Source organism: Frateuria sp. sgz306004 (assembly GCF_057750885.1).
This window is the reverse complement of record NZ_JBYLFE010000006.1, coordinates 75,116-96,894: the sequence shown is the minus strand read 5'-3', so window position 1 is coordinate 96,894 and position 21,779 is coordinate 75,116. Positions and strand designations below refer to the sequence as shown.

General features: G+C 63.8%; 16 protein-coding genes. 8 read left to right on the top strand and 8 right to left on the bottom strand.

Annotated features, from left to right (window positions below):
* Nucleotides 1-39: 39 nt before the first annotated feature.
* The gene (locus AC3G2C_RS14150; protein ID WP_488385266.1) at nt 40-666 is read right to left on the bottom strand and encodes a dihydrofolate reductase family protein; all 627 of its coding nucleotides are present in this window, start codon (nt 664-666) and stop codon (nt 40-42) included.
* A gap of 629 nt (nt 667-1,295) precedes the next feature.
* On the opposite strand from AC3G2C_RS14150, the gene AC3G2C_RS14145 reads away from it, so the two are divergent.
* Both AC3G2C_RS14145 and AC3G2C_RS14140 read left to right on the top strand, forming a co-directional pair.
* Entirely contained in the window at nt 1,296-1,628 is a 333-nt protein-coding gene (locus tag AC3G2C_RS14145; protein ID WP_488385265.1) for a hypothetical protein, read from the top strand.
* Nucleotides 1,629-1,782: 154 nt separating this feature from the next.
* A complete protein-coding gene (locus AC3G2C_RS14140; RefSeq protein WP_488383234.1) occupies nt 1,783-2,067 on the top strand; it encodes a helix-turn-helix transcriptional regulator in 285 nt (94 codons plus the stop codon).
* A 493-nt stretch (nt 2,068-2,560) separates the two neighbouring features.
* Here the strand turns inward: AC3G2C_RS14140 and AC3G2C_RS14135 are convergent, their stop codons facing one another.
* Nucleotides 2,561-2,938, bottom strand: a complete 378-nt coding sequence (locus AC3G2C_RS14135) for a hypothetical protein (RefSeq protein ID WP_488385264.1) — start codon at nt 2,936-2,938, stop codon at nt 2,561-2,563.
* Nucleotides 2,935-3,282 (bottom strand): hypothetical protein, encoded by a 348-nt coding sequence (locus AC3G2C_RS14130; protein ID WP_488385263.1) that lies wholly within the window; start codon nt 3,280-3,282, stop codon nt 2,935-2,937. Before AC3G2C_RS14130 ends, AC3G2C_RS14135 begins: the two co-directional genes overlap by 4 nt.
* A gap of 639 nt (nt 3,283-3,921) precedes the next feature.
* Between AC3G2C_RS14130 and AC3G2C_RS14125 the strand changes: the two genes are divergently transcribed.
* The gene (locus AC3G2C_RS14125; protein WP_488385262.1) at nt 3,922-4,335 is read left to right on the top strand and encodes a VOC family protein; all 414 of its coding nucleotides are present in this window, start codon (nt 3,922-3,924) and stop codon (nt 4,333-4,335) included.
* A 705-nt stretch (nt 4,336-5,040) separates the two neighbouring features.
* Here the strand turns inward: AC3G2C_RS14125 and AC3G2C_RS14120 are convergent.
* A complete protein-coding gene (locus AC3G2C_RS14120; protein WP_488385261.1) occupies nt 5,041-6,405 on the bottom strand; it encodes a S41 family peptidase in 1,365 nt (454 codons plus the stop codon).
* A gap of 119 nt (nt 6,406-6,524) precedes the next feature.
* A complete protein-coding gene (locus AC3G2C_RS14115; RefSeq protein ID WP_488385260.1) occupies nt 6,525-7,727 on the bottom strand; it encodes a murein hydrolase activator EnvC family protein in 1,203 nt (400 codons plus the stop codon).
* A gap of 363 nt (nt 7,728-8,090) precedes the next feature.
* Here AC3G2C_RS14115 and gltB point away from each other — a divergent pair, with 363 nt between their 5' ends.
* Nucleotides 8,091-12,536 carry a glutamate synthase large subunit gene (gene gltB, locus AC3G2C_RS14110; protein ID WP_488385259.1) on the top strand — a complete coding sequence of 1,482 codons (4,446 nt, stop codon included), beginning with the start codon at nt 8,091-8,093 and terminating at the stop codon, nt 12,534-12,536.
* On the top strand, nt 12,533-13,972 hold the full coding sequence (locus AC3G2C_RS14105; RefSeq protein WP_488385258.1) for an FAD-dependent oxidoreductase: 1,440 nt from the start codon (nt 12,533-12,535) through the stop codon (nt 13,970-13,972). Before gltB ends, AC3G2C_RS14105 begins: the two co-directional genes overlap by 4 nt.
* A gap of 49 nt (nt 13,973-14,021) precedes the next feature.
* On the opposite strand, the gene tcuC is transcribed toward AC3G2C_RS14105, so the two are convergent.
* Entirely contained in the window at nt 14,022-15,311 is a 1,290-nt protein-coding gene (gene tcuC / locus AC3G2C_RS14100; RefSeq protein ID WP_488385257.1) for a tricarballylate/proton symporter TcuC, read from the bottom strand.
* Nucleotides 15,312-15,621: 310 nt separating this feature from the next.
* On the opposite strand from tcuC, the gene AC3G2C_RS14095 reads away from it, so the two are divergent.
* From AC3G2C_RS14095 to AC3G2C_RS14085, 3 genes are all read left to right on the top strand, one after another.
* Nucleotides 15,622-16,497, top strand: coding sequence for a methylglyoxal synthase (locus AC3G2C_RS14095; protein WP_488385256.1), 876 nt, complete (start codon nt 15,622-15,624; stop codon nt 16,495-16,497).
* A 432-nt stretch (nt 16,498-16,929) separates the two neighbouring features.
* Nucleotides 16,930-19,746 (top strand): TonB-dependent receptor, encoded by a 2,817-nt coding sequence (locus AC3G2C_RS14090; protein ID WP_488385255.1) that lies wholly within the window; start codon nt 16,930-16,932, stop codon nt 19,744-19,746.
* Nucleotides 19,747-19,834: 88 nt separating this feature from the next.
* The gene (locus AC3G2C_RS14085; RefSeq protein WP_488385473.1) at nt 19,835-20,596 is read left to right on the top strand and encodes an NRDE family protein; all 762 of its coding nucleotides are present in this window, start codon (nt 19,835-19,837) and stop codon (nt 20,594-20,596) included.
* A gap of 55 nt (nt 20,597-20,651) precedes the next feature.
* Here the strand turns inward: AC3G2C_RS14085 and AC3G2C_RS14080 are convergent, their stop codons facing one another.
* Nucleotides 20,652-21,065 carry a YchJ family protein gene (locus AC3G2C_RS14080; RefSeq protein ID WP_488385254.1) on the bottom strand — a complete coding sequence of 138 codons (414 nt, stop codon included), beginning with the start codon at nt 21,063-21,065 and terminating at the stop codon, nt 20,652-20,654.
* A 111-nt stretch (nt 21,066-21,176) separates the two neighbouring features.
* Entirely contained in the window at nt 21,177-21,770 is a 594-nt protein-coding gene (locus AC3G2C_RS14075) for a DUF938 domain-containing protein (protein WP_488385253.1), read from the bottom strand.
* Nucleotides 21,771-21,779 lie beyond the last annotated feature (9 nt).

Here is a 21,779-nt window from a genome sequence, read left to right as displayed (position 1 = left end):
CGCGCTCAACGCTCACTTGCGCTCAATCACCGCACATACTCACCCCGGCACATAGCTCTGCGCCATCGAACCCAGCGGAAAGGTTTTTGAGCTAACGAGTTTTAGCGGGCGTGGTGTGGGTAGGGTGGAGAAGATGGGTTCGCCGTTGCCTAGCAGGATGGGGTAGACCATGAGCATGTATTCGTCGACCAGGTTGTGGGCGATGAGGCTGCGGGCGAAGGCGGCGCCGCCGATGGCGATGATGGGTTTGCCGTCTTGGGCTTTGAGTTGGGCGATTTCGTCGGCGAGGTCGCCGCTGGCTACGTAGGCTTGTTCCCAGCTTTCAGCGCCGGGTTGAAGTTGTGCGCCCTGTGCGTTGCCGGTTTGTGCGCGTGCGTTGGCGATGGCTTGGGCGGCGGGCGCCAGCGCGGCGCGGCCTTGTTTGGAGAACACGGCCTTGGGTATCTGGTTCATGGGTGGCGCGAATACCATGGTGGCGGTGGGCCAGTAGGTGGACATGTCTTGAAAGGAGCGGCTGCCCATGATGATGAGGCTGGCGTTCCACATGTTTTCCAGCTTCCATGCGATGGCCTCTTGGTCGCCGCTGAACACCCAGCGGTTGTCGCCGTTGGGGCCGCTAACCAAGCCATCGAGCGACATGGACATGCTGAGGATCAACTTTCGCATCGCTTTCTCCTTGCGCGGGTTCGCTTGAAAGGTGAGTCGGGTCGTTCGGGTCGGGCGATGGGTTTGACGGCCCTTACCTTTGCGTCGAATGGGCGGGGTCAATTTCGACCCGTGCTTCAAACGGTGTCGCAGGCCATGTGGGGTGGCGCCCAGCATGCAAGGGGAAGGCTGGGGACGTCCATGGGTGGCAGGCTCGGCGGCTTTGCTTGGGGCCGGGTAAGGCTTGGGGTTGCTCAGCTATTGCTCGCCCTCCCGGCGCTTGCCCCTTTGGGGGTTCGCAGGAATGACGAGCATAGTGTCGCTTGATCAGGCCTTCCTTAGGCACCCGTTACCGGGCTGGGGCGTTGGCGCCCGGGGCTTTGCGCGCTCGCTGGCGCGATGCGCTTGGGGGGCTTTCCCTTGGCTGCCTGACAGCGGAGGCCGCCGTGCCTGCGCGCTGGGGCCGCATGGTTCGGCGGGTATTCGGCTGACAAGGCGTTCGGCGCGCCTCTGTTACTTTTCGTCTCGTTGCGCGTGGAGTGTCTGAATCCGCTTGGCGCGCAACCGTGACCTTCGGGTCATGAGGCGCGGGCCGTGGGAGTTGCACCTCGCACGACCCGCTAACCATCACCAACTATCTGGAGTTGATCATGGCTACCCACGATCATACGGCACGCGCACGCCCGTCTTTCCCACCAGAGGCTACGCACGCGACCTCCGCCGACACGCTGGCTCCCCCAGCTGAGGTTGGGGACGCAGAGCAGCGGTTGTTAACGCTGATCGGTATTGCCCGCTCCGCAGACGCCTTGTTGGGTCTGCTGATGGATAGCGAGGAGGCTTTCCTCGCCCCGCCGCGCCGAGGTTCCCGCCCATTACGCCAGCTAGCCCTAACCCCGTTGGAATCCGCGGGGTTATCGACAGCCGTGCATTACCTGCACACCTACGCGCGCTTGTTGGGCCAAAAACCCGCCGCCAGCACCTGACCCGTCCGTTGATCGCCCTCGCGGCGCACCGGGCGTGTTGCCGGTGTGCCGCACCTTGGCGATTGCTTACGACCAAACCGGGCAATTGCCTACATCTATCGCTGCGCTCGCGCTGGCGTGTTTGAGCGTGCGCGCACATCAACTAAGGACAGTGATGAGTCGGATTCCCCTTTCGCCGCGCATGTACGTCAGCCGTGTGCTGGCCGTGCGCTCACCCGCGCAGGTGCTGCTGCACGATTACATGCTGCCGGATGACCTCACCTTTGCGCAGACGGCGCGGCGCATCGGCATCACCAGCGCGCAGTTAAAGGATTGGATGATGAACGGCAAGCCGATGACACTCGACCTAGCGAAGATGTTTGCGCGCGCGTTCAACACAACGGCCTTGTACTGGATGGTGTTGGAGGCGCGTTTTGAGTTGGATGGGGCTGATATGTGATGGAGTGTAAGCGCGGGGGCGGTGCAATGGTTGCTTTCGTCGAGCTGCCGTTTGGTTTCGAGGGGCGGTCATCAGTAACGGCGTTGAATGATTTGGCTTCGGCTGAATTTGTGCGAGAAGACGGATGTGAACGCACCACGAAAACGATGGCGCTGGATCGGAAGACTATTCCGCCCCCTTCACGCTGCCGATGATGGCGCGTCTGCCTACACTGGAGCAGTCGTTTTCGCGGTTTGCGCCATCCACTTCATGCATCGAGGTTACTGGCTACGGCGGCGGCCGAAGACTTAGGGATGCTCTGATTTTGATCGTCATCCCAGCGATAGCTGGGATCCATCGCCTGTAAATGCTTGAAGGTAGGGGCACTGGATGACCAGCCTTTGGCTGTTGAAAGGCCCCTCCTGCTCTCGCCCCCTTTTGGGGGTTCGCAGGAATGACGAGCAAAATGTCGCTTAATCAGACCTTCCTTAGCGTCGGCCACCGCACGTACCGCTCAAGGCGTGATCTTGCCGCGCTTGGCGTCAACTACGTAGTTTCCGTCGACGCAGTGGATGGTGAGCATGTTGCCTGTGTCGTCAGCGTAGCCCACGTTAACAACCGAAGTGCAGGCGCGCTGACGCACTTGCAGTGCGCTGGCTACGGCCTTGAGCACTTCAGGCTGGGTGGCAGCGCGATCCGTTGGGAACTTAGGCATGTCAGCGATGCGGTTGGCGTTGAAGTAGGCGTTCTGCACAAAGCCCATCAACTCGCCAAGCAGGGCGGTTGGCAGTTGTTCGGCAGCTTGGGCGCGTGTGCTTCCCGCTGCCAGCATCAACACCGTTGCCATGCTCATTGCGGTGAGGCGCAAGGGGATTTTGGCGTGCTTGGTCATTTGCTTTTGACCTCACCGTTTAGCGGCTGCACGACATAGCTACCGCCGTCGGCACATGTCACCTCGATCTTTTCGCCGTTGGTGTCCACCGCGCGAGCTACCGTCACTTGCGTGCAGCCCTTGCCGCGTACGCGGATACCCGCAGCTACAGCGCTGTATAAATCGGCCTTGGTCAGCGTGCCCTTGGGGTACGCCGGCATTTCGTCGGCCTTTTGCACGCCGGTGAAGGCGTTGACGACGAAAACACGCAGCCCTAAGTGCGTGGCGTCCATCGGCGCCTCTTGCGCATGGAGCAAGGGGCTTGCGCTTAGTGCAGCAAGCAGGACGATGGGCAAGCGTTTCATGCTGGAACTCCTTTTCAGTCGATAACGAAGAAGGCTGGGGCCGGGCGTCGTGCCGGGCGTATCACCGAGCCGGTGTGCATGGTAGCGGTGATGGGGGCATCCAGGCATGGCTGATCCATACCCTAGGCACACGTAAGGCCCGGGGAAGCGAATAGCCGGAAGGGGGTGAGGGGCCTCGGTGCGTTGCGGGCGGCATCATCGCTAATGCATGGCGCAGCTATTAGTAGAACACCGTCCGCTTTCGCTGGCATGACGATTTGGGGAAATAAGCTGTTCGACGCCGAGGGTTAAGCGTGTCCACCCGCATTTCATTGGGGGCGCCTAGCGTGCTTGCCGCGTGTTGTTGCGTGCCATCGATGGCATGGCGCGGCATGCGGTGCGCTGCGGGTGGGCACGGCGCGCTAGGTGGCGTCAGTAAGCCGTCAAGTTCCATGGTTACCATGGGTGGCTGGCAGGCGTGCTACTCCTTGCGGTGGAGGTATTGCGGGCTTTTCTTGAGCGGAGAGGGGGCGCGGTCGGTTGGTCGTTGAGGCAAACCTTTTGCCCGATGCTTCTCCTGGCTTGTCGATTTCCCCGCCCCTCATTCGTCGGTAACACGCCGGGGCAATTCCGTCGCGGCGTGCATTTCAAGGAATGAACATGAGCAAGATGATTTTCGTGAACCTGCCGGTGACTGACCTTAAGCGCTCCAAGGCGTTCTATGAGGCGGTGGGTGCGGTGAACAACCCAGCGTTCACCGATGACACGGCGGCGTGCATGGTGTTTTCCGAGTCGATCTACGCGATGTTGCTGACGCACGATAAGTGGCGCCAGTTCACCAGCAAGCGCATCGTGGACGCGCACACAGATGCACAAGTGTTGCTGTGCCTGTCGGCGGAGGGCCGCGAGGCGGTGTCGAGTATGGTCGATAAGGCCAGCGCCGCCGGTGGCAAGGCAGACCCCACGCCGGTGCAGGATTACGGTTTTATGTTCGGCCGCAGCTTTGAAGACCCGGATGGCCACATCTGGGAGGTGATGTGGATGGACCCGAACGGTATGCCTTCGCAGGCGTGAGTGTGTGTGGCCGCGCCCCTGGAAGGTGGGCGCGGCCGTTGGGATGGCACTCCCATGCGGGGGGCTGCTCAGCCGGTGTCTGAGTGTGTTGTTGCGTGAAGGCGCTGGATGACCAGCCTTCGGCTGTTGTAAAGCACCTCCAGCATTCGCTGGAATGACGATCAAAAGCAGCGCGGCCTTAGTGCACGTTTTGTGGGGCGACCCATCGCCCGTCATCCCAGCGAACGCTGGGATCCAGTGCGTGTGAAACGTTGAACCTGAAAGCACTGAGTGACCCGCCCTTCGGGTACTCAAGGATGCCTGCTGCTTTCGTTGGGATGACGATCTAAAGCAGAGCCTCCTTGGTGCGCGTTTGGTGGGGCCCCCCATCGCCCGTCATCCCAGCGAACGCTGGGATCTAGTGCGTGTGAGTCGCTGAACCTTAAAGCACCGGGTGACCCGCTCTTCGGGTATTCAAGGATGCCTCCTGCGTTCGCTGGGATGACGATCTAAAGCAGCGCAGCCCAGGTGCGCGTTTGGTTGGGGCGACCTATCGCTCGTCATGCCAGCGCAGGCTGGCGGTGCCTTTAAGCATCCGAAGGGCTGGTCATGCAGATCTCCACTTTTACGGAGGCAGCCATCGATGTAGAGCGCACCCCAAGGTAGAAAAACAAACGCCCCGCCGTGTTGCCACGGCGGGGCGTTTGTCTTTATGGATAACGACAATCAGTGCTTGCTGGGCGGTGCGGCCGAAGCGGCTGCTGGGCGATTCAGGGCCAGGCCCTTAAGCACGTTGAGCGCTTGCGACAGGGCGTAATCCTGCGTGGCGAGCTTGGCGTTTTCGGCGCTGCCGTCGTTGTCGATGTCTTTGCCGGCCTTGCTGTCTTCGTTGGCAAGGTGGTTGGGCAGGTCGGCCTCTGAATTCACCAGCACGGGTGCGCTGTCGGCTTTGTTCACGGCCAGGTCGGCCAGGGCGATGTCGGGCTTGATGCCTTCGGCCTGGATGGAGGTGCCGTTGGGCGTGTAGTAACGCGCGGTGGTGATCTTTACCGCGTGGTCGTTGTCCAGCGGCAGCACGGTTTGCACCACGCCCTTGCCAAAGGTGCGGCGGCCGATGATGAGGGCGCGGTGGTTGTCCTTGAGGGCGCCGGAGACGATCTCCGCAGCGGAGGCGGTGCCGTTATCTACCAGTACCACCATGGGCGCGCCGTTGAGCAGGTCGCCGGGGTGTGCCTCGAAGCTGAGGTTGGCATCGGGCAGGCGGCCGCGCGTGGTGACGATGGTGCCGGCGTCGAGGAAATCGTCGCTCACGCCCACGGCGGCGGTGAGCAGGCCGCCCGGGTTGGAGCGCAGGTCGAGAATGGCGCCTTTTTGCGGGCCGTTCTTGCGAATGAGGTCGCCGAGTTTCTTTTCCAGGTCGGCGGCGGTGTCATCTTGGAATTGGCTCACGCGCACATAGGCATAGCCAGGTTCCAACTCGCGCGTTTTCACGCTGGTGACGGAGATGCGCTCGCGCACCAGCGGCATGTCGATGGGCTTGTCGCTCTTTTCGTGCAGGATGGTCAGGGTGATTTTGCTGCCTGGGTCGCCGCGCAGTTCCTTGAACATCTCGTCGATGTTTTCCGAATCCACCAGCTTGCCGTTCACCTTGATGATGGTGTCGCCCGGCTTGATGCCGGCGCGTGAGGCGGGGGTGTCGTCGATGGGGGCGACGATGCGCAGGGTGCCATCTACCTGCAGCACTTCAATGCCCAGGCCGCCGTACTGGCCGGTGGTGTCTTCGTTGAGCTCGGCCAGGCCGTCTTTGTCCAGGTATTCGCTGTGCGGGTCGAGGCCGCTGAGCATGCCGCTGATGGCGGCCTTCATCAGGGTTTTGTTGTCCACCGGCTCCACATAGGCCTGCCGCACGATCTCGTAGACGCGGCTGAAGTTGCGGATGTCGTCCAGGTCTAGTCGATCCGGCGTGGTGCTGGCCGGGGCCGGGGCGTTGGCCGTGGCGGGTTTGCCGCTGGTGGCGGCAGGGGCGGTTTGGGCCTGTGCCAGCGGGGCCGCCAGCAGCAGGACGGCCAGGCTCAAGGTGGAAAGCCGCATGGATGGGGGACTCCGGTAAAGCGAAGGGGGAGGGCAGCGGAGGTTACTTAGACCACCGGTTCTTGCCGAAATTCAATGCCATGGCACGTAGGTTAGCCTGCGACGCCGCGCAGGCGGCGTCAACGGAGTTTGCCGAGCCAACTGCGCGGGTCTACCGGTTTGTTGTTCTGGCGCAGCTCAAAGTACACGCCGGTGTTGACGCCGGTGGGGGCGCTGGCGGTGCCCACGGCTTCGCCGGAGGCGACTTGGTCGCCCACGCCGCGCAGCAGGCTTTCGTTGTTGCCGTACATGCTCATCCAGCCGTTGCCGTGGCTCACGATCACCAGCATGCCGTAGCCGCGCAGGAAGGCCGCATACACCACCCGGCCGGCTGCCACGGCGCGCACTTCGCTACCGCCGGCGGCCTTGATGAGCACGCCATTGCCGTAGCTGTTGACCACGCCGTTGGCCGGCCAGGGCAAGTTGCCGCGAATGTTGGCCAGGCCCTTGCCCGGCGGCGGGCCGGCGTTGTTGGCGGCATTGGCTTTGGCAGCGCGCTCGGCTTCGCGGGCGGCCTCGTCGATGGCTTTTTGCAGCTTGTCCACCAGCGAGTTGAGCGAGGCTTCGTTCTGCTTGAGGGCGGCCAGTTTGGCGCCCTGGTCCTTGTATTGGGCGTCGGTGTCGGCCACCAGCCTGGCTTGGCTGGCGCGTTGCTGCTCCAGCGCCTTGGTCTGGGTCTCGCGTTGGGCGCGACTGGCTTGCAGGGCTTGCTGCTGGGCGGTGATCTGGGTTTCCAGGTCTTGCAGGCGGGCCAGGTCGGACATGAGCTTTTGCACCCGCTGCACGCGGTCTTCCTGAAAATACTTGGAGTAGGCCAGGGCCTGGGCAATGCGGGCAACGTCGTCGTCGCCCATGAGCAGGCGCAGGTCCGAGCCACGCCCAAGGGCATAGGTGGCGCGCAGCAGTTCGGCAATGGCGGCGCGCTGGCCTTCCAGGTTCTTCTGCAGTTCGGCGCGCTCTTGCTGGAGCTGTTCCAGGTCTTTCTGTTTGGCGGCCAGTTGGGCGTCGGCCTCGCGCACGGCCTTGGCGGCCGCGGCCACGGCGTTGGCCTGCTTGGCCAGTTCGGCGGTGGCGCTGTCGCGCTTGGCGGCGGTTTCGGCCTGCTCCTTGGCCAGCGCGTCCATCTTGCTGCGTACGTCGGAGAGTTTCTTTTGGGCCTCGGCCTGCTCGGCGCGGGTCTTGTTGTCCTGCAGCGCCCAGGCGGGCAGGGCGGCAAGGCTGAACACGAGAGCGCCGGTAACGGCGCAGACAAGGGGGCGGACACGACGGACTGGTATGGGCATCGGCCGATTATCACAGACCCGGGTGACAGCACGCGAGCCGGCCTGGGCTGCCCGTTCGGCTGGCCGACATGATCGCGGTCACGTGTGCAGTGAGATCACTGGTATGCACGGCGACGTGGCGGCGGTGGTTCTCCATGCGCTTGTGGTCGCTGCGATGAGGCGTGCGTGGTCGCATGTTCGATCGAGCCGTTTTGTCTTGCGGACAAAAATTGCTTCCAGGTGAAACTTTCATTTGGACGTATAGATTGCTTTGACGCGACGCACCAATTGTGTTTTATTCGAACCCACACCCGGACATGTGGCAGCGGTTCCCTCGGTACCGTTGGGACCGCGTGTCCCTGTTCCATCGGCCGGGGAGGCGAGATGGCGAAGGTAGTTCCAGCGACGCTTTACGACGCTGCGTTTGAGCACGACAGCTGTGGTTTCGGTCTGGTAGCGCAGATCGACGGGCGCGACAGCGCATGGGTGGTGGATACGGCGTTCAGTGCGCTGGCCAAACTTTCCCATCGCGGTGGCGTCAATGCAGACGGCATTAGCGGCGATGGCTGCGGCGTGCTGTTCCATCGCCCGGTAGCGTGGCTCAAAGCGTTGGCGAGTGAAGCGGGCATTACGCTGGGCGTGCGCTTCGCGGCAGGTGTGGTGTTTCTCGACCCGCGCGGCAGCGATGCCGCGGTAGCCACGCTGGAGCGTTGCCTTCGCGAGGAAGGCGTGCAGGTTGCAGGTTGGCGCGATGTGGTGGTGAACGCCGACGCTTGCGGCCCACTGGCCGCCGCCGCGCGCCCGCGCGTGCGCCAGGTGTTCGTGGAGCCCGCCAGCGAGCTGGATGACGCGGCGTTCGAGCGCGCTCTGTTCCGCGCGCGCCGCCGCGCCGAAACCGCGCTGGCCACGGACGAACATTTCTATGTGGTGACCTTGTCGGCCGAGGTGGTTGGCTACAAGGCCATGGCCGCGCCGGGGCGCCTGCGCGAGGTGTTTGCCGATCTCACGCACCCGGCGTTGAGTGCCGATGCGGTGGTGTTCCATCAACGCTATTCCACCAACACCACGCCGCAATGGCGCCTGGCGCAGCCGTTCCGCCTGCTGGCGCACAACGGCGAGATCAACACCATCCGCGCCAATCGCCGCTGGATGCAGTCGCGCCAGTCCATCCTGCATTCGCCGCTGGTGGACTTGTCGGACATCGGCCCGCTGGTACGCCAGACCGGCTCGGATTCGGAGAGCCTGGACAACGCGCTGGAAGTGCTGGTGGCGGGCGGTCTCGACTTGATCGCCGCGATGCGCGTGCTGGTGCCGCCGGCGTTCGCCGCGCGCGAAGGCATCGACGAGGATCTGGCCGCGTTCTACGAGTACTACGCGCTGCACAGCGAACCGTGGGATGGCCCCGCCGGCCTGGTGATGTGCGATGGCCATTACGCTGCCTGCACGCTGGACCGCAACGGCCTGCGCCCAGCGCGTTGGGCGTTGTCGGCCGACAATCACCTGATCGTGGCTTCCGAAGCGGGCCTGTGGGATGTGCCGTCCGCAAAGGTGGTGGCCAAAGGCCGCCTGGCGCCGGGCGAGATGATCGCGGTGGATCTGAAGGAACACCGCCTGCTGCGCGATGCCGACATCGACGCCATCAACCGCCAGCGCGCGCCGTTCCGCGACTGGCTGCGTGCGGGCGTGAGCTATCTGGAGTCGGACCTCATCGACCCCTCGCTCGCCGCCGAACCTCTGCCGCAGGAAGAGCTGCGCCGTTACCAGAAGCTCTACGGCCTGTCGCGCGAAGAGCGCGAAACCGTGCTCAAGGCCATGGTGGAGCTGGAGCAGGAGGCCACCGGCTCGATGGGTGACGACACGCCTATCGCGGCCATGTCGCGCCAGGTGCGTCCGCTGTTCGATCGTTTCCGCCAGGGTTTTGCGCAGGTCACCAACCCGCCGATCGATCCGTTGCGCGAAAAGCTGGTGATGTCGCTGGTCACGCAAATCGGGCCCGAAGCGAACGTGTTCGACCTGGCGCCGGAGAACGCCAAGCAGATCCTGATCAACTCGCCGGTGCTCTCGCAACGCAAGCTGCGCCAGTTGCTGGCGCAGCCGCAATACACCGGTACGCCGCGCTTTGACCTGATGTACGCGCCGGAGGAAGGGCTTGAAGCCGCACTGCGCCGCTTGTGCCGCGAGGTGGAGCAGGCGGTGCGGGCTGGTTGCCAGTTGGTGTTCCTGAGCGACCGCTATCCGCAGCAGGATCTGTTGCCGATCCACTCGCTGCTGGCGGTGGGTGCGGTGCATGCGCACCTGATCGATGCGGGCCTGCGCTGCCAGTGCAACATCCTGGTGGAAACGGCGACGCCGCGCGATCCACATCAGTTCGCCTGCCTGCTGGGTTTTGGCGCTACCGCCATCTATCCGTGGCTGGCTTACCAGAGCTTGTTCGAGCTGGGCCGCGAAGGTCATATCGCCAGCGATCGCTTCGAAGTGGGCCGCAGTTATCGCCGTGGCATCCGCAAGGGTCTGATGAAGATCCTGTCCAAGATGGGCATTTCGACCGTGGCGGGCTATCGCGGTGCGCAGCTGTTCGAAATCGTCGGCCTGGCGCCGGAGGTGGTGGAGCTGTGCTTCCCCGGTACGCCCTCGCGCATCGGCGGTGCCAGCTTCACCGAGTTGGAGCACGATCAGCGCCTGCTCGCGGCGGAAGCCTGGAGCGATGCGCTGCCGCTGCGCGCCGGTGGCCTGTACAAGTTCGTGTACGGCGGCGAGTACCACATGTACAACCCGGACGTCATCGCCAGCCTGCAAAAGGCCGTGCGTACCGGCAACACCGCCGACTACCGCGCGTACGCCAACTTTGTGGACAACCGCCCGCCGTCGGCGTTGCGCGACCTGCTGGCGCCGCGCCCATTGCGCGAGTCCATTGCGCTGGATCAGGTGGAATCGGTGGCGAGCATTCTGCGTCGCTTCGATTCGGCCGGCATGTCGCTGGGCGCGTTGTCGCCCGAGGCGCACGAGGCGCTGGCCATCGCCATGAACCGCCTGGGCGCGCGCAGCAACTCCGGTGAGGGCGGCGAAGACCCGGCGCGCTACGGCACCGAGAAGATGTCCAAGATCAAGCAGGTGGCATCGGGCCGTTTTGGCGTCACCCCGCAATACCTGGTGAATGCCGAGGTGTTGCAGATCAAGATCGCCCAGGGCGCCAAGCCCGGCGAAGGCGGCCAGCTCCCGGGCCACAAGGTGGATGCCACCATTGCGCGGCTGCGTTACGCCAAGCCGGGCATCGGCCTGATCTCGCCGCCGCCGCATCACGACATCTATTCCATCGAAGACCTGGCCGAGCTCATCCACGACCTTAAGGAAGTGAACCCCGAGGCGCTGGTGTCGGTGAAGCTGGTGAGTCACGCCGGCGTGGGTACGGTGGCGGCGGGTGTGGTGAAAGCGGGTGCGGATCTCATTACCGTGAGCGGCCACGACGGCGGCACGGGCGCCAGCCCGCTCACCTCCATCAAGTACGCCGGCACGCCGTGGGAACTGGGCTTGGCCGAAACGCAGCAAACCCTGCGTCGTAATGATCTGCGCGGACGCGTGCGCCTGCAGACCGACGGCGGCCTCAAGACCGGCCTGGATGTGATCAAGGCCGCCCTGCTCGGTGCGGAGAGCTTCGGCTTCGGCACTGGCCCGATGGTGGCGCTGGGATGCAAGTACCTGCGCATCTGCCACCTCAACAACTGCGCCACCGGCGTGGCGACCCAGCATGCGGTGCTGCGCAAGGAGCACTTTATCGGCCTGCCGGACATGGTGATGAACTATTTCCGCTTTGTCGCCGAGGACGTGCGTGCGCACCTGGCGCGCCTGGGTGCGCGCAGCCTGGAGGAAATCATCGGCCGCGCCGACCTGCTCGAACAGGTGAGCGGGCATACACCGGTGCAGCACAAGCTGGATCTGCAACCCCTGCTGGGCGCCGGCACGCTTGGCAATAACGTCGATTTCGCCTGCGCCTTGCCGCGCAACCCGATGCGCGACGAAGCGGCGTTGGCGCTACGCATCGACGCGGCCACGCGTGCGGCGGTGGTGGGTAAGCATGGCGGCGAGTTCGCTTTCGACATCGCCAACACCGACCGCGCCATTGGCGCGCGTCTTTCCGGCGAGGTGGCGCGGCGCTATGGCGACCACGGCATGGACGAGCATCCGCTGGTGCTCAAGCTCACCGGCGCGGCGGGCCAAAGCCTGGGCGCGTGGAACGCGGGTGGCGTGCATATCGACCTTACCGGCGAAGCCAATGATGGCGTGGGCAAGGGCATGACGGGCGGGCGCATCATCGTGCGGCCGCCGGCGGATTCGCCGTTCGCCAGCCAGGACGCGGCCATCATCGGCAACACCTGCCTGTACGGCGCAACCGATGGCGAGTTGTACGCCGCGGGTCGGGCTGGCGAGCGCTTCGCCGTGCGCAACTCCGGCGCGCTGGCCGTGGTGGAAGGCGCGGGCGATCACTGCTGCGAGTACATGACCGGCGGCGTGGTCGCCGTGCTCGGCAAGGTGGGCCTCAACTTTGGTGCGGGCATGACCGGTGGCTTCGCCTACGTGCTGGACCTGGAGCGCACCTTTGTCGATTGCTACAACCACGAGCTGGTGGACATCCTTCGTATTTCGCCGGAGGGCATGGAGCACTACATGCAGCACCTGCGCGGTCTGGTGGCGCGGCACGTGGAATACACCGGCAGCGAGTGGGGGCGGCGCATCCTTGCCGACTTCCGTGGCCTGCAATACAAGTTTTGGCTGGTGAAGCCCAAGGCGGCGAGCCTCGCCGCGCTGGCGGACGAGTTGAGGAGCGCGGCATGAGCGACAAGGATTTCCAGTTCCTCAACGTGCAACGCCAAACCCCGCGTACGGTGCCGGTGTCCATCCGCGTGCTTGGCTACGGCGAGATCTCCGGCGATTTCGGTTCGGCACAGGCCGGCACCCAGGCGGAGCGCTGCATCGATTGCGGCAACCCGTACTGCGAGCATGCGTGCCCAGTGCACAACTACATCCCCAACTGGCTCAAGCTGGTGCAGGAAGGCCGCCTGATGGAAGCGGCCACGTTGATGCACGAAACCAACCCGCTGCCGGAAATCTGCGGCCGCGTGTGCCCGCAGGATCGCCTGTGCGAAGGCGCGTGCACGTTGGAGCAGACGGCATTTGGCGCCGTGACCATTGGCAGCATCGAGCGTTGGGTCACTGACGAAGCACTGCGACTGGGCTGGCGGCCGGATCTCTCCGCGGTGAAGGAAACCGGCAAACGCGTGGCGATCATCGGCGCCGGCCCGGCCGGCCTGGCGTGTGCCGATCGCCTGCGTCGCGCAGGCATCGCGGCGGATGTGTACGACCGCCAGAGCGAGATCGGCGGCTTGCTCACCTTCGGCATCCCGCCGTTCAAGCTGGACAAGGGTGTGGTGCGCACGCGTCGCCAGTTGCTGGAAGGCATGGGCGTGCGTTTCCTGCTCAATCACGAGGTGGGTCGCGATGTCGAGTTTGGGCAGTTGCTGGAAGACTACGACGCCGTGTTCGTCGGCACTGGTGCGTATACGTATGTCGATGCGCAGTTGCCCGGTCGCGAACTGCGTGGCGTACACGATGCGCTGCCCTTCCTGATTTCCAACACCGAACGTTTGTTGCGGGACGAAGCGCCCTCGCCGGCGTTCGATCTGCGCGGCAAGCACGTGGTCGTGCTGGGCGGCGGCGATACCGGCATGGACTGCAATCGCACCGCCATTCGCCTGGGCGCCGCCAGCGTGACCTGCGTGTATCGCCGCGACGAGGCGAACATGCCCGGTTCCGCGCGCGAGGTGAATTACAGCCGGGAGGAGGGCGTGAACTTCCTGTTCCAGCGCCAGCCGCTGGAGATCCTGGGCGGCGCGCGCGGCAACGTGCGTGGCGTGCGCGTGGTGGAAACCGCGTTGACGGATGACGGCACGGGCCGTCTGCGCCCACAGAATGTGCCAGGCACCGAGTATGTGATCGATGCGGACGTGGTGATCCAGTCGTTCGGCTTCCTGCCGAGTCCGCCGGACTGGCTGCGTTCGCACGGCGTGGCGCTGGATGCGTCTGGTCGTGTGGTTACGGGCGCTAACGGCACGCTGCCGCACCAGACCAGCCACGCGCGCATCTTTGCCGGTGGTGACAACGTGCGCGGTGCGGACCTGGTGGTGCGTGCCGTTTACGATGGCCGCGAAGCGGCAGCTTCCATCGTGCGCATGCTGGCTACTGCAGACATGCCGGCGCTGTTGCGCGCCTGATCGATGCAACAGGTAGCGCGCCCGAGCTAAGCCGGGCGCGCTGTCGACTTCACGCGGCGTTCCACGCCTCGCGACTGCGTAGCTTGTAGAGCACCAAGGTGGAGCTGAATGCGCAGGCCGCCGCGAACGCCATCCAGTAGCCAGGCGATGCCTTGTCGCCCGTGGTGTGGATAAGCCAGGTGGCAATGTTGGCGGTAAAGCCGCCAAACACCGCCGTGGCGAGGCTATAGGCCAGCGAGAACCCCGCCACGCGTACCGCCGCTGGCATCACCTCGGTGAGGGCGGCCAGCATGGCGCCGTTGTACATGCCGTACATGAAGGAGAACCACAGCAGCACGAGCAGCATGCTGGTGAAACTGGGGTTCTGCGCAAGCATCCACAGTGCCGGATACGCCGTGACGACGTTGAGCCCGGTCATCGTCAGCAAGACAGGCATGCGGCCGATACGATCGGACAGCGCGCCGCCGATGGGCAGCCAGAAGAAGTTGGACGCGGCCACGCACAAGGTCACCAGCAGGCTGTCCGTGGTGCTGAGCCCCAGCGTGGTGCCAAAGGTCGGCGTGTACACGGTGATCAGGTAGAAGCTGGTGGTGGTCATGGCGACCAGCAGCATGCCGCCCAGCACGGCGCCCCAATGACGACCCAGCGTGGACATGACCTCGCCCATGCCCGGGCGATGCTGGCGCCGTGCGTACTCTTCCGTTTCCTGCAAATTGCGGCGCAGCACGAAGATCATCGGCACGATCAGGCAGCCGATCAGGAACGGGATGCGCCAACCCCAGGCAGCGATCTGAGTGGTGCTGAGCCACGAATTGAGGGCGAAGCCCAGCAATGCCGCGACGATTACCGACACCTGCTGGCTGGCCGATTGCCAGCTCGTATAGAAACCCTTGCGGCCTGGCGTGGCCATTTCGGCGAGGTAGACCGACACACCGCCCAGCTCGGCGCCCGCCGAAAAGCCCTGCAACAGGCGACCGATCATCACCACGATGGGGGCGAGGATGCCGATGGTGGCGTAACCGGGCACGAAGGCGATGAGCAAGGTGCCGCTGGCCATGATGGCGAGGGTAACGATCAAACCCTGGCGGCGGCCAACCCGGTCGATATACGAGCCCAGCACGATGGCGCCGAGCGGGCGCATCAAGAAGCCGATGCCGAAGGTGGCAAAGGTGAGCATCAGCGAGGCGTATTCGTTCTCCGATGGAAAGAACACGGAAGCAATCTGCTTGGCGTAGATGCCGAACAGAAAAAAGTCGAATTGCTCCAGGAAATTGCCCGCCGTGACGCGAAGTACGGCGGTGACTTTGGCACGGCGCGAGGTGCTGGACGAATCAGTCATGGGATGCTCCCGGCAGCTGGGGGTGAGTGCATGGTCGCTTGCGCCCAAAGGCGGGGGAAGTCACGCAATGGAGTTACCGTGCGTAGGGTTAGCCGATAAGGTCTTCGCATGGCGCAGGCTCCATGACGATGGCATCGACGGGGCGACGAACGGGGTGGAACGCACATCCTACGCGCTATGCGTCTACGTACGTAGGTATCCATCTCGCGTGTTCGTCATTGTGGCGGAAGGTGTTGTAGGTAGAATCCTTGAAGCTGTTCGAACGGCCATCGAGCGATGGCTTGCGCCGCCTTCCAGGGAATATCTACGCATGCGTCTGGGCCTTGCCGCCAATCAACTTCACCATGCCCACGCCGACGCCGCGCTGTTCCGCTGGCTGCGCGCCAGCGAGGCAGGCATTCGCGAGCTTGGGCTTGGCCTGCATGCGGTGGGGCGTACCTACGATGCGATCCACCGTGCGGGTCATCTGGAGCATTACGCTGGCTTGCGCCGTTACCCCTACGGGCGCGAGGGCGGCTTGATGAAGCTGGTGGCCGAAGTGGTGGGGCTGGGTGACGAACGCACGCTCGATGGTGCCATTTACCTGATGGATCCGGTCGACCCGTCGTCGATTTTTCCCGAAGCGATCGCACTCAAGCGGCAGTGTGTGATTCACGGCAAGCCGTTTATCTCCACAGTGGCGTCGGCACGCGACTGGATCGAGTTCGAGCGCATCCATGCCGGGCTGGCGCCGGACCCAGGCGCGAACGTGTTCCACGCGCTGGAAAGCCACACCGTGGCCCTGATTGCCCATGATGCGATGAAGCCCCAAATGCTGGCCTTTGCCGCCGAGCATTTCGATGTGCTGTCGCGCTTTGCCCATCGGGTGGGCACGGGCACCACGGGCCAGCGATTGAACGAACTGGCGTGGAGCCGCGGCTGGCCCAAGGATCAGCCGTGGGTGGAGCGCTACCAGAGCGGCCCGATGGGCGGTGATGCGCAGATCGCCGACCTGGTGCTGGAGCGCCGTTGCCAGCGCGCTATCTTTTTCGAGGACCCGCACGTAGCGCGCCAGCACGAGGCGGATATCCAACTGCTGGAGCGCGCCGTAACCACGCGCACCGATGAGGCCGTGTGCCTCACCTCGCCCAAGGTGGCGGTGCGTTGGGCCAGCGCTGTGCCGCTACGCGCGCAACGCGCTGGTTGAATCGTCAATACGACAGTGCATGCGCGTTTGGGTGCGCGCATGCCTTGATCTTCAGCTTCGCGCAAGCGCTTGCGCTGTCTTGCGCGCCGATGCCATTGGGTTGCTGCTGACGTATCGATATTTCCTGCGCCGGCAGCACGGCAAATGGATGTCCAAATCAGTGAGCTGCAGGCGATGGGTGGGGCACAAATGCTTTCATCGTCCTGCATTGTGGTCGATTGGCGTTGATCTTCGCAGTGCACGCGAAATTCACGCATAAAATCACGAATATCAATTACTTAGCCCAAAAGTCATGGACTTGTTACGCCGCTTCGCAAGTGGAATAGTCCAGCCGCGCTCGCCGCAGGATCCATCGCTCTTCCCCATCCAACGACCTGTTGGTTGAGCGCTCCTGGGCTACTGAGGGCCCACAACAACAAAGAGGGCATTCCTATGACGCGGAACAAGCTCGCCTTGGCGCTGTCTGCTGCCTTGCTCGCATCGGCATCCAGCGTGGTTGTAGCGCAAGACACTTCGCCGTCTCCCCAGACGCCGCCGCAAGAAAGTCAGGCCAAGCAGTTGCAGACCATTACGGTGACTGGCTCGGCCATTCCACGCATCGACGTGGAGACGCCATCCCCCGTTACCGTCATTACGGCCGCACAGATCGAACGCAGTGGCCTGAAAACCGTCAGTGATGTCGTTCGCGCCATTTCTGCCGATAACAGCGGCTCCATCCCCACCGCCTTCACGGCGGGCTTTGCCGCTGGCTCCGCCGGTGTGGCCTTGCGTGGCCTCACCGTCAACTCGACGCTGGTGCTGATCGATGGTCGCCGCAGCGCCAGTTATGCACTGGCCGACGATGGTCAACGATCCTTTGTGGATCTCAACACCATCCCGGTAAACGCCATCGAGCGAATCGATGTGTTGAAGGATGGCGCATCGTCGCTGTATGGCGCGGATGCCATCGCGGGTGTGGTGAACATTATCCTCAAGCCCAGCTATCGCGGCGGCGAGGCGACGGCGGAGGTGGGCACCTCGCAGCACGGCGGCGGAACCTCGACGCGCTTCACCGGCCTGCTCGGCGGTGGCGATCTGGATAAGGACGGCCATAACGCCTACGTCAGCATCGAGTACCAGAAGGACAACCAGATCCGCATTCGGGATCGCGGTTTTCCGTACAACACGGCGGACTTGTCGTCGATTGGCGGCAACAACCTGATTCAGGGCCAACCGAGTCAGAACTCCGGCTCGATCTATGGCACGGTCACTCCAGGCACGTTGAGCCGTCCTGGCGATATCACGTCGGGTGTACCTATAGCCGGTGCGATGGCACAGCCGCTGCGAGCGTGCGGGGCGGACGCCACGTTGATCACCAACGACCCGAACAACCCTGGAAGCTATTGCGCGCAGAACCAACAGTCCGAGTACGGGCAGATCGCGCCGGACGAGAAGCGGCTGGGCATCTACAGCCGTTTCACGGTCAAGCTGGGTGACGACACGACGGCCTATCTGTCGGCCAGCTACTTCCAGAACGAAGTACAGAGCCAGGCGCTGCCCACGCAGATCCAGACCTCCACGCCAAACAACACCAACAGCATCGCGCTGCCGCCCACGCTGGCCAACGGTGCGCTCAACCCCAACAATCCATTCGCTGCGCAGGGCGAGTACGCCCTGATCAACTACGCATTCCCCGGCACGCAATTCGGTGCCATCGACGACACCAACCACAACCTGCGTGTGGTGGGCGGCATCAAGGGACGCGCCTGGGGTTGGGATTACGACTCGGCCATTGTGCTCAACCACACCTGGCTGGACGTGAACAACTACGGCTACCTCAATTACAAACAACTGCTCAGCGACATCGAGAACGGTACGTACAACTTCATCAACCCATCGGCGAATGCGCCGGGAACGCTGGCGGCGCTCGCGCCGTCACTGAGCAAAACCTCCACCACCGATATGGACTCGGCCGATTTCCGGGCTTCGCGCGAGTTGTGGGACATGGAAGGTGGCCCGATGGGGCTGGGCGTGGGTGCGGATTTCCGCCACGAGAAGCAGAACGATGCCGACCTCAACCCTGATCTGGCCGCGCAAGGCCTGGGTATTGCCCACACCATCGGCAAGCGCAACGTGTGGGGTGCCTACGCCGAGTTGGACATGCCGCTGATGCAACAACTGGAGATGGATCTCTCCGCGCGCTTTGACCATTACTCGGACTTTGGCAACAACACCTCGCCCAAGGTGGGCTTCAAGTGGAAGCCGCTGGACATGCTCGCGATTCGCGGCACGTACTCCAAGGGTTTTCGAGCACCGAGCTTCGCCGAAAACGGATCGAGCGCGGCCGAAGGTTTCAACACGGTGACGTTGCCGCCTGACTTCCAGGCGTTGCATGGAAACAACGGCTACGTACAGCCGTACTCGGTGGGCTTTCTCACCAATGCAAACCCCAACATCAAGCCGGAGCGCTCTGAGAGTTACACCTTTGGCGTGGTGTTGCAGCCATGGGATCCGCTAAGCCTGTCGCTGGACTATTACGACATCAAGAAGCACGACGTCATCACCACGGCCGATACCAGCGCGGTGCTGGATGCGTATTTCGCAGGGTTGCCGCTGCCGCCTAACACCTCGGTGATCGCGGATGTGGCCGATCCGCAGTTCCCCAATGCGCTGGCGCGCCCTGCGGTGGTGGTGACTACGTATGTCAACGAAAACCGACTGGAAACCTCGGGCCTGGACGCCGACCTGCGCGCCAACTTCAAGTTCGATGGCGGTTGGCAATGGATCAGCGAGATCAATGCCACGCGCATCTTTGAGTGGAACCTGTACTTGCAGGATGGCTCCGTGCAGCGCTTCGTGGGTACCCACGGGCCGTATGCGCTGTCCTCGGGAGCGGGCACGCCGCGCACGCGTGGCTCGTGGGCCAACACGGTGATGTGGGGGCCATTTACGGTCACTGGTACGGCGTATTACACCAGCGGGGAGACGCTCACCGTGCCTGACCAGGCAAGCGGTTGTTACTCCACCAACACGATCACCGGCGCCAACTTTCCGGCGAGTTGTCGCATGGCCTCCATCACGACGTTCGACCTCACCGGCAATTACGACATCAACGAACACGTGTCGGTGTACGGCTCGATCATGAATGCGTTCGATCGCAAGCCGCCGCTGGATCCGATCAACTATGCGGCACTTAACTACAACCCGACGTATGGCTATTCCGGCATCGTCGGCCGATTCTTCAACGTTGGGGTGAAGGTGAAGATGTGATCTGAGCCGCACGGCGCATCGCGCGGGCGATGCGTCGTGCGGGTTTTGCCTGCTGGTGCCCAAGGGCGAACTGGCCGACAATGTGCGCATGTGCCTGATCGCCTTTGCCTGGAACGTGCACCCGCGCTGGCGCCTGCTGCTGGCAGGTAATCGCGATGAATTCCACGCGCGCCCCAGTGCGCCACTGGCGCGCTGGGATCAGCCGGACATCATCGCCGGCAAGGATCTGGAGGCCGGCGGCACCTGGCTGGGCGTGACCGATCACGGGCGCTGCAGCGTGGTCACCAATGTGCGCGATCCACGTGACCCGCAACTGGGGCGATCGCGCGGCCTGCTGGCGTTGGATTACCTCACCCAGTACCCCGATGCGGCCGCGCATGCCGGTGCACTGCTGCTCACGGCGGCGGACTATCGCCCGTTCAACTTGCTCACCTTCGACGCGCAGCAAGGTTTCTACCTTGGTAATCGGCCGGATGCGCGCGGGCAGTCGATCACGCCCGGCGTGCATGGACTATCCAACGCCGATTTCAACACGCCCTGGCCCAAGACGCGTGCGCTGATGCAGCACGTGCAGAAGTGGCTGGATGCCGGGCAGGACGATGAATTCGCGCGCCTGTTCGCCGCGCTGGCCGACCCGCGCGAATACCCGGACGACGAACTGCCCGATACCGGTGTGGGCCTGGAGCGCGAACGCCGGCTCTCCGCCGCCTTTATTCGCGGCGAGCACTACGGCACACGCGCCAGCACGGTGGTGGCGATGGGTTACGACGGACGCGGTGTGATTGTGGAAAGGCGTTTTGGGCCGTTCGGCCGCGAGCTGGGTGAAACGGCGATACCGTTGGGTGCCTGATCACGGTGGCCGGGCTCTCGTGTGCACGAATGCGCACTGAGCAAAGCGCCTTGTATCAGCCGTTGGCAAACTCGCCATCCACGTAGAACCAGCGGCCATCCTCGCGCACGAAATGGCTGATCTCGTGCATGCGCTGCGCCTTGCCGCCGCCGTAGCGCAGGCGCGCCACGAACTCCACCACCGCCTTGTCGCCATAGCTTTCGTGACGTTTGACGGTCAGGCCCAGCCACGAGGGCGCAGGCTGCTGAGTGGACAATTTGAGATGGTCGGGGCGCGTGCTCGCATGCCAGGTCGCCAGCAGGTAATCCTCGCGCTTGAGTACATAGGCGCTGTAGCGCGAGCGCATCAACTGCTCCGCCGTGGCGGCCACGCCGCCCTCGTGCAGCGGCCCGCAACACTGGGCGTAACCGGCGTTGTTGCCGCAAGGGCAGGGCGTGAGTGTATCGATGGCTTGCACGTAGGGTCGCATGATGGGCCTGGGCGCACGAAAAGACGCGCTAGGCCGTCATCCTGAAGCCTTTGCGGGCAAATGCCAACGGGTTCACGTGGTTGGGAGCGCGGGGGCGTGCCGCCCGAGCGTTCAGCGCACGCGTTGCCACACACGCGCGCGGTTGTTGGCGGGCATGGCGATATCGTCGATCAGGTCGAAACCTGCCACTTCAGCCAGCGCATCGATGGTTTCCGCGTCGCGGATGCGCATGTGCGCGCCACGCGCCTGCAACCACTGGTCGAAGGCGGCGTTGCTGTCGCTGGTGTAGCGGCCGCCGTAGTTGAAGGGGCCATAGATCACCAAGCGCGCGTCTTCGGTGGTGACGTCGGCGAGGTGGTCGAACAACTGCTCCACCTCGTCCCAGGCCATGATGTGCAGCGTGTTGGCGCTGAACACCGCATCGTAGCGATGTGCGGGCCAGTGGCTCGCCACATCCAGTTCGATGGCGGGCGGCGTGTTGGGCAGGCCGGCTTCCTCGAGCCACAGCGCGATGCCGGGCAGGTTTTCCACGCGGTCGGAGCATTGCCAGGTTAGTTGGGGCAGGGCGGCCGCGAAGTGCACGGCGTGCTGCCCGGTGCCGCTGCCGATTTCCAGCACCTGGCGGCGATCGGCAAAGTGTACGCGCAGCACCTCCAGGATCGGGTCGCGATTGCGCTCGCAGGAGGGGGCGCTGGGCTTGTCCACTAGGCGCCC

Excerpts from the sequence above, each read along its gene's own strand:
- AC3G2C_RS14145 (WP_488385265.1), top strand. The coding sequence starts at position 1,296 with ATGGCTACCCACGATCATACGGCACGCGCACGCCCGTCTTTCCCACCA.
- AC3G2C_RS14085 (WP_488385473.1), top strand. The coding sequence starts at position 19,835 with ATGTGCCTGATCGCCTTTGCCTGGAACGTGCACCCGCGCTGGCGCCTG.
- AC3G2C_RS14150 (WP_488385266.1), bottom strand. The coding sequence starts at position 666 with ATGCGAAAGTTGATCCTCAGCATGTCCATGTCGCTCGATGGCTTGGTT.
- AC3G2C_RS14105 (WP_488385258.1), top strand. The coding sequence starts at position 12,533 with ATGAGCGACAAGGATTTCCAGTTCCTCAACGTGCAACGCCAAACCCCG.
- AC3G2C_RS14115 (WP_488385260.1), bottom strand. The coding sequence starts at position 7,727 with ATGCCCATACCAGTCCGTCGTGTCCGCCCCCTTGTCTGCGCCGTTACC.
- AC3G2C_RS14135 (WP_488385264.1), bottom strand. The coding sequence starts at position 2,938 with ATGACCAAGCACGCCAAAATCCCCTTGCGCCTCACCGCAATGAGCATG.
- AC3G2C_RS14090 (WP_488385255.1), top strand. The coding sequence starts at position 16,930 with ATGACGCGGAACAAGCTCGCCTTGGCGCTGTCTGCTGCCTTGCTCGCA.
- AC3G2C_RS14080 (WP_488385254.1), bottom strand. The coding sequence starts at position 21,065 with ATGCGACCCTACGTGCAAGCCATCGATACACTCACGCCCTGCCCTTGC.
- AC3G2C_RS14130 (WP_488385263.1), bottom strand. The coding sequence starts at position 3,282 with ATGAAACGCTTGCCCATCGTCCTGCTTGCTGCACTAAGCGCAAGCCCC.
- AC3G2C_RS14125 (WP_488385262.1), top strand. The coding sequence starts at position 3,922 with ATGAGCAAGATGATTTTCGTGAACCTGCCGGTGACTGACCTTAAGCGC.
- AC3G2C_RS14140 (WP_488383234.1), top strand. The coding sequence starts at position 1,783 with ATGAGTCGGATTCCCCTTTCGCCGCGCATGTACGTCAGCCGTGTGCTG.
- AC3G2C_RS14095 (WP_488385256.1), top strand. The coding sequence starts at position 15,622 with ATGCGTCTGGGCCTTGCCGCCAATCAACTTCACCATGCCCACGCCGAC.
- AC3G2C_RS14120 (WP_488385261.1), bottom strand. The coding sequence starts at position 6,405 with ATGCGGCTTTCCACCTTGAGCCTGGCCGTCCTGCTGCTGGCGGCCCCG.
- gltB (WP_488385259.1), top strand. The coding sequence starts at position 8,091 with ATGGCGAAGGTAGTTCCAGCGACGCTTTACGACGCTGCGTTTGAGCAC.
- tcuC (WP_488385257.1), bottom strand. The coding sequence starts at position 15,311 with ATGACTGATTCGTCCAGCACCTCGCGCCGTGCCAAAGTCACCGCCGTA.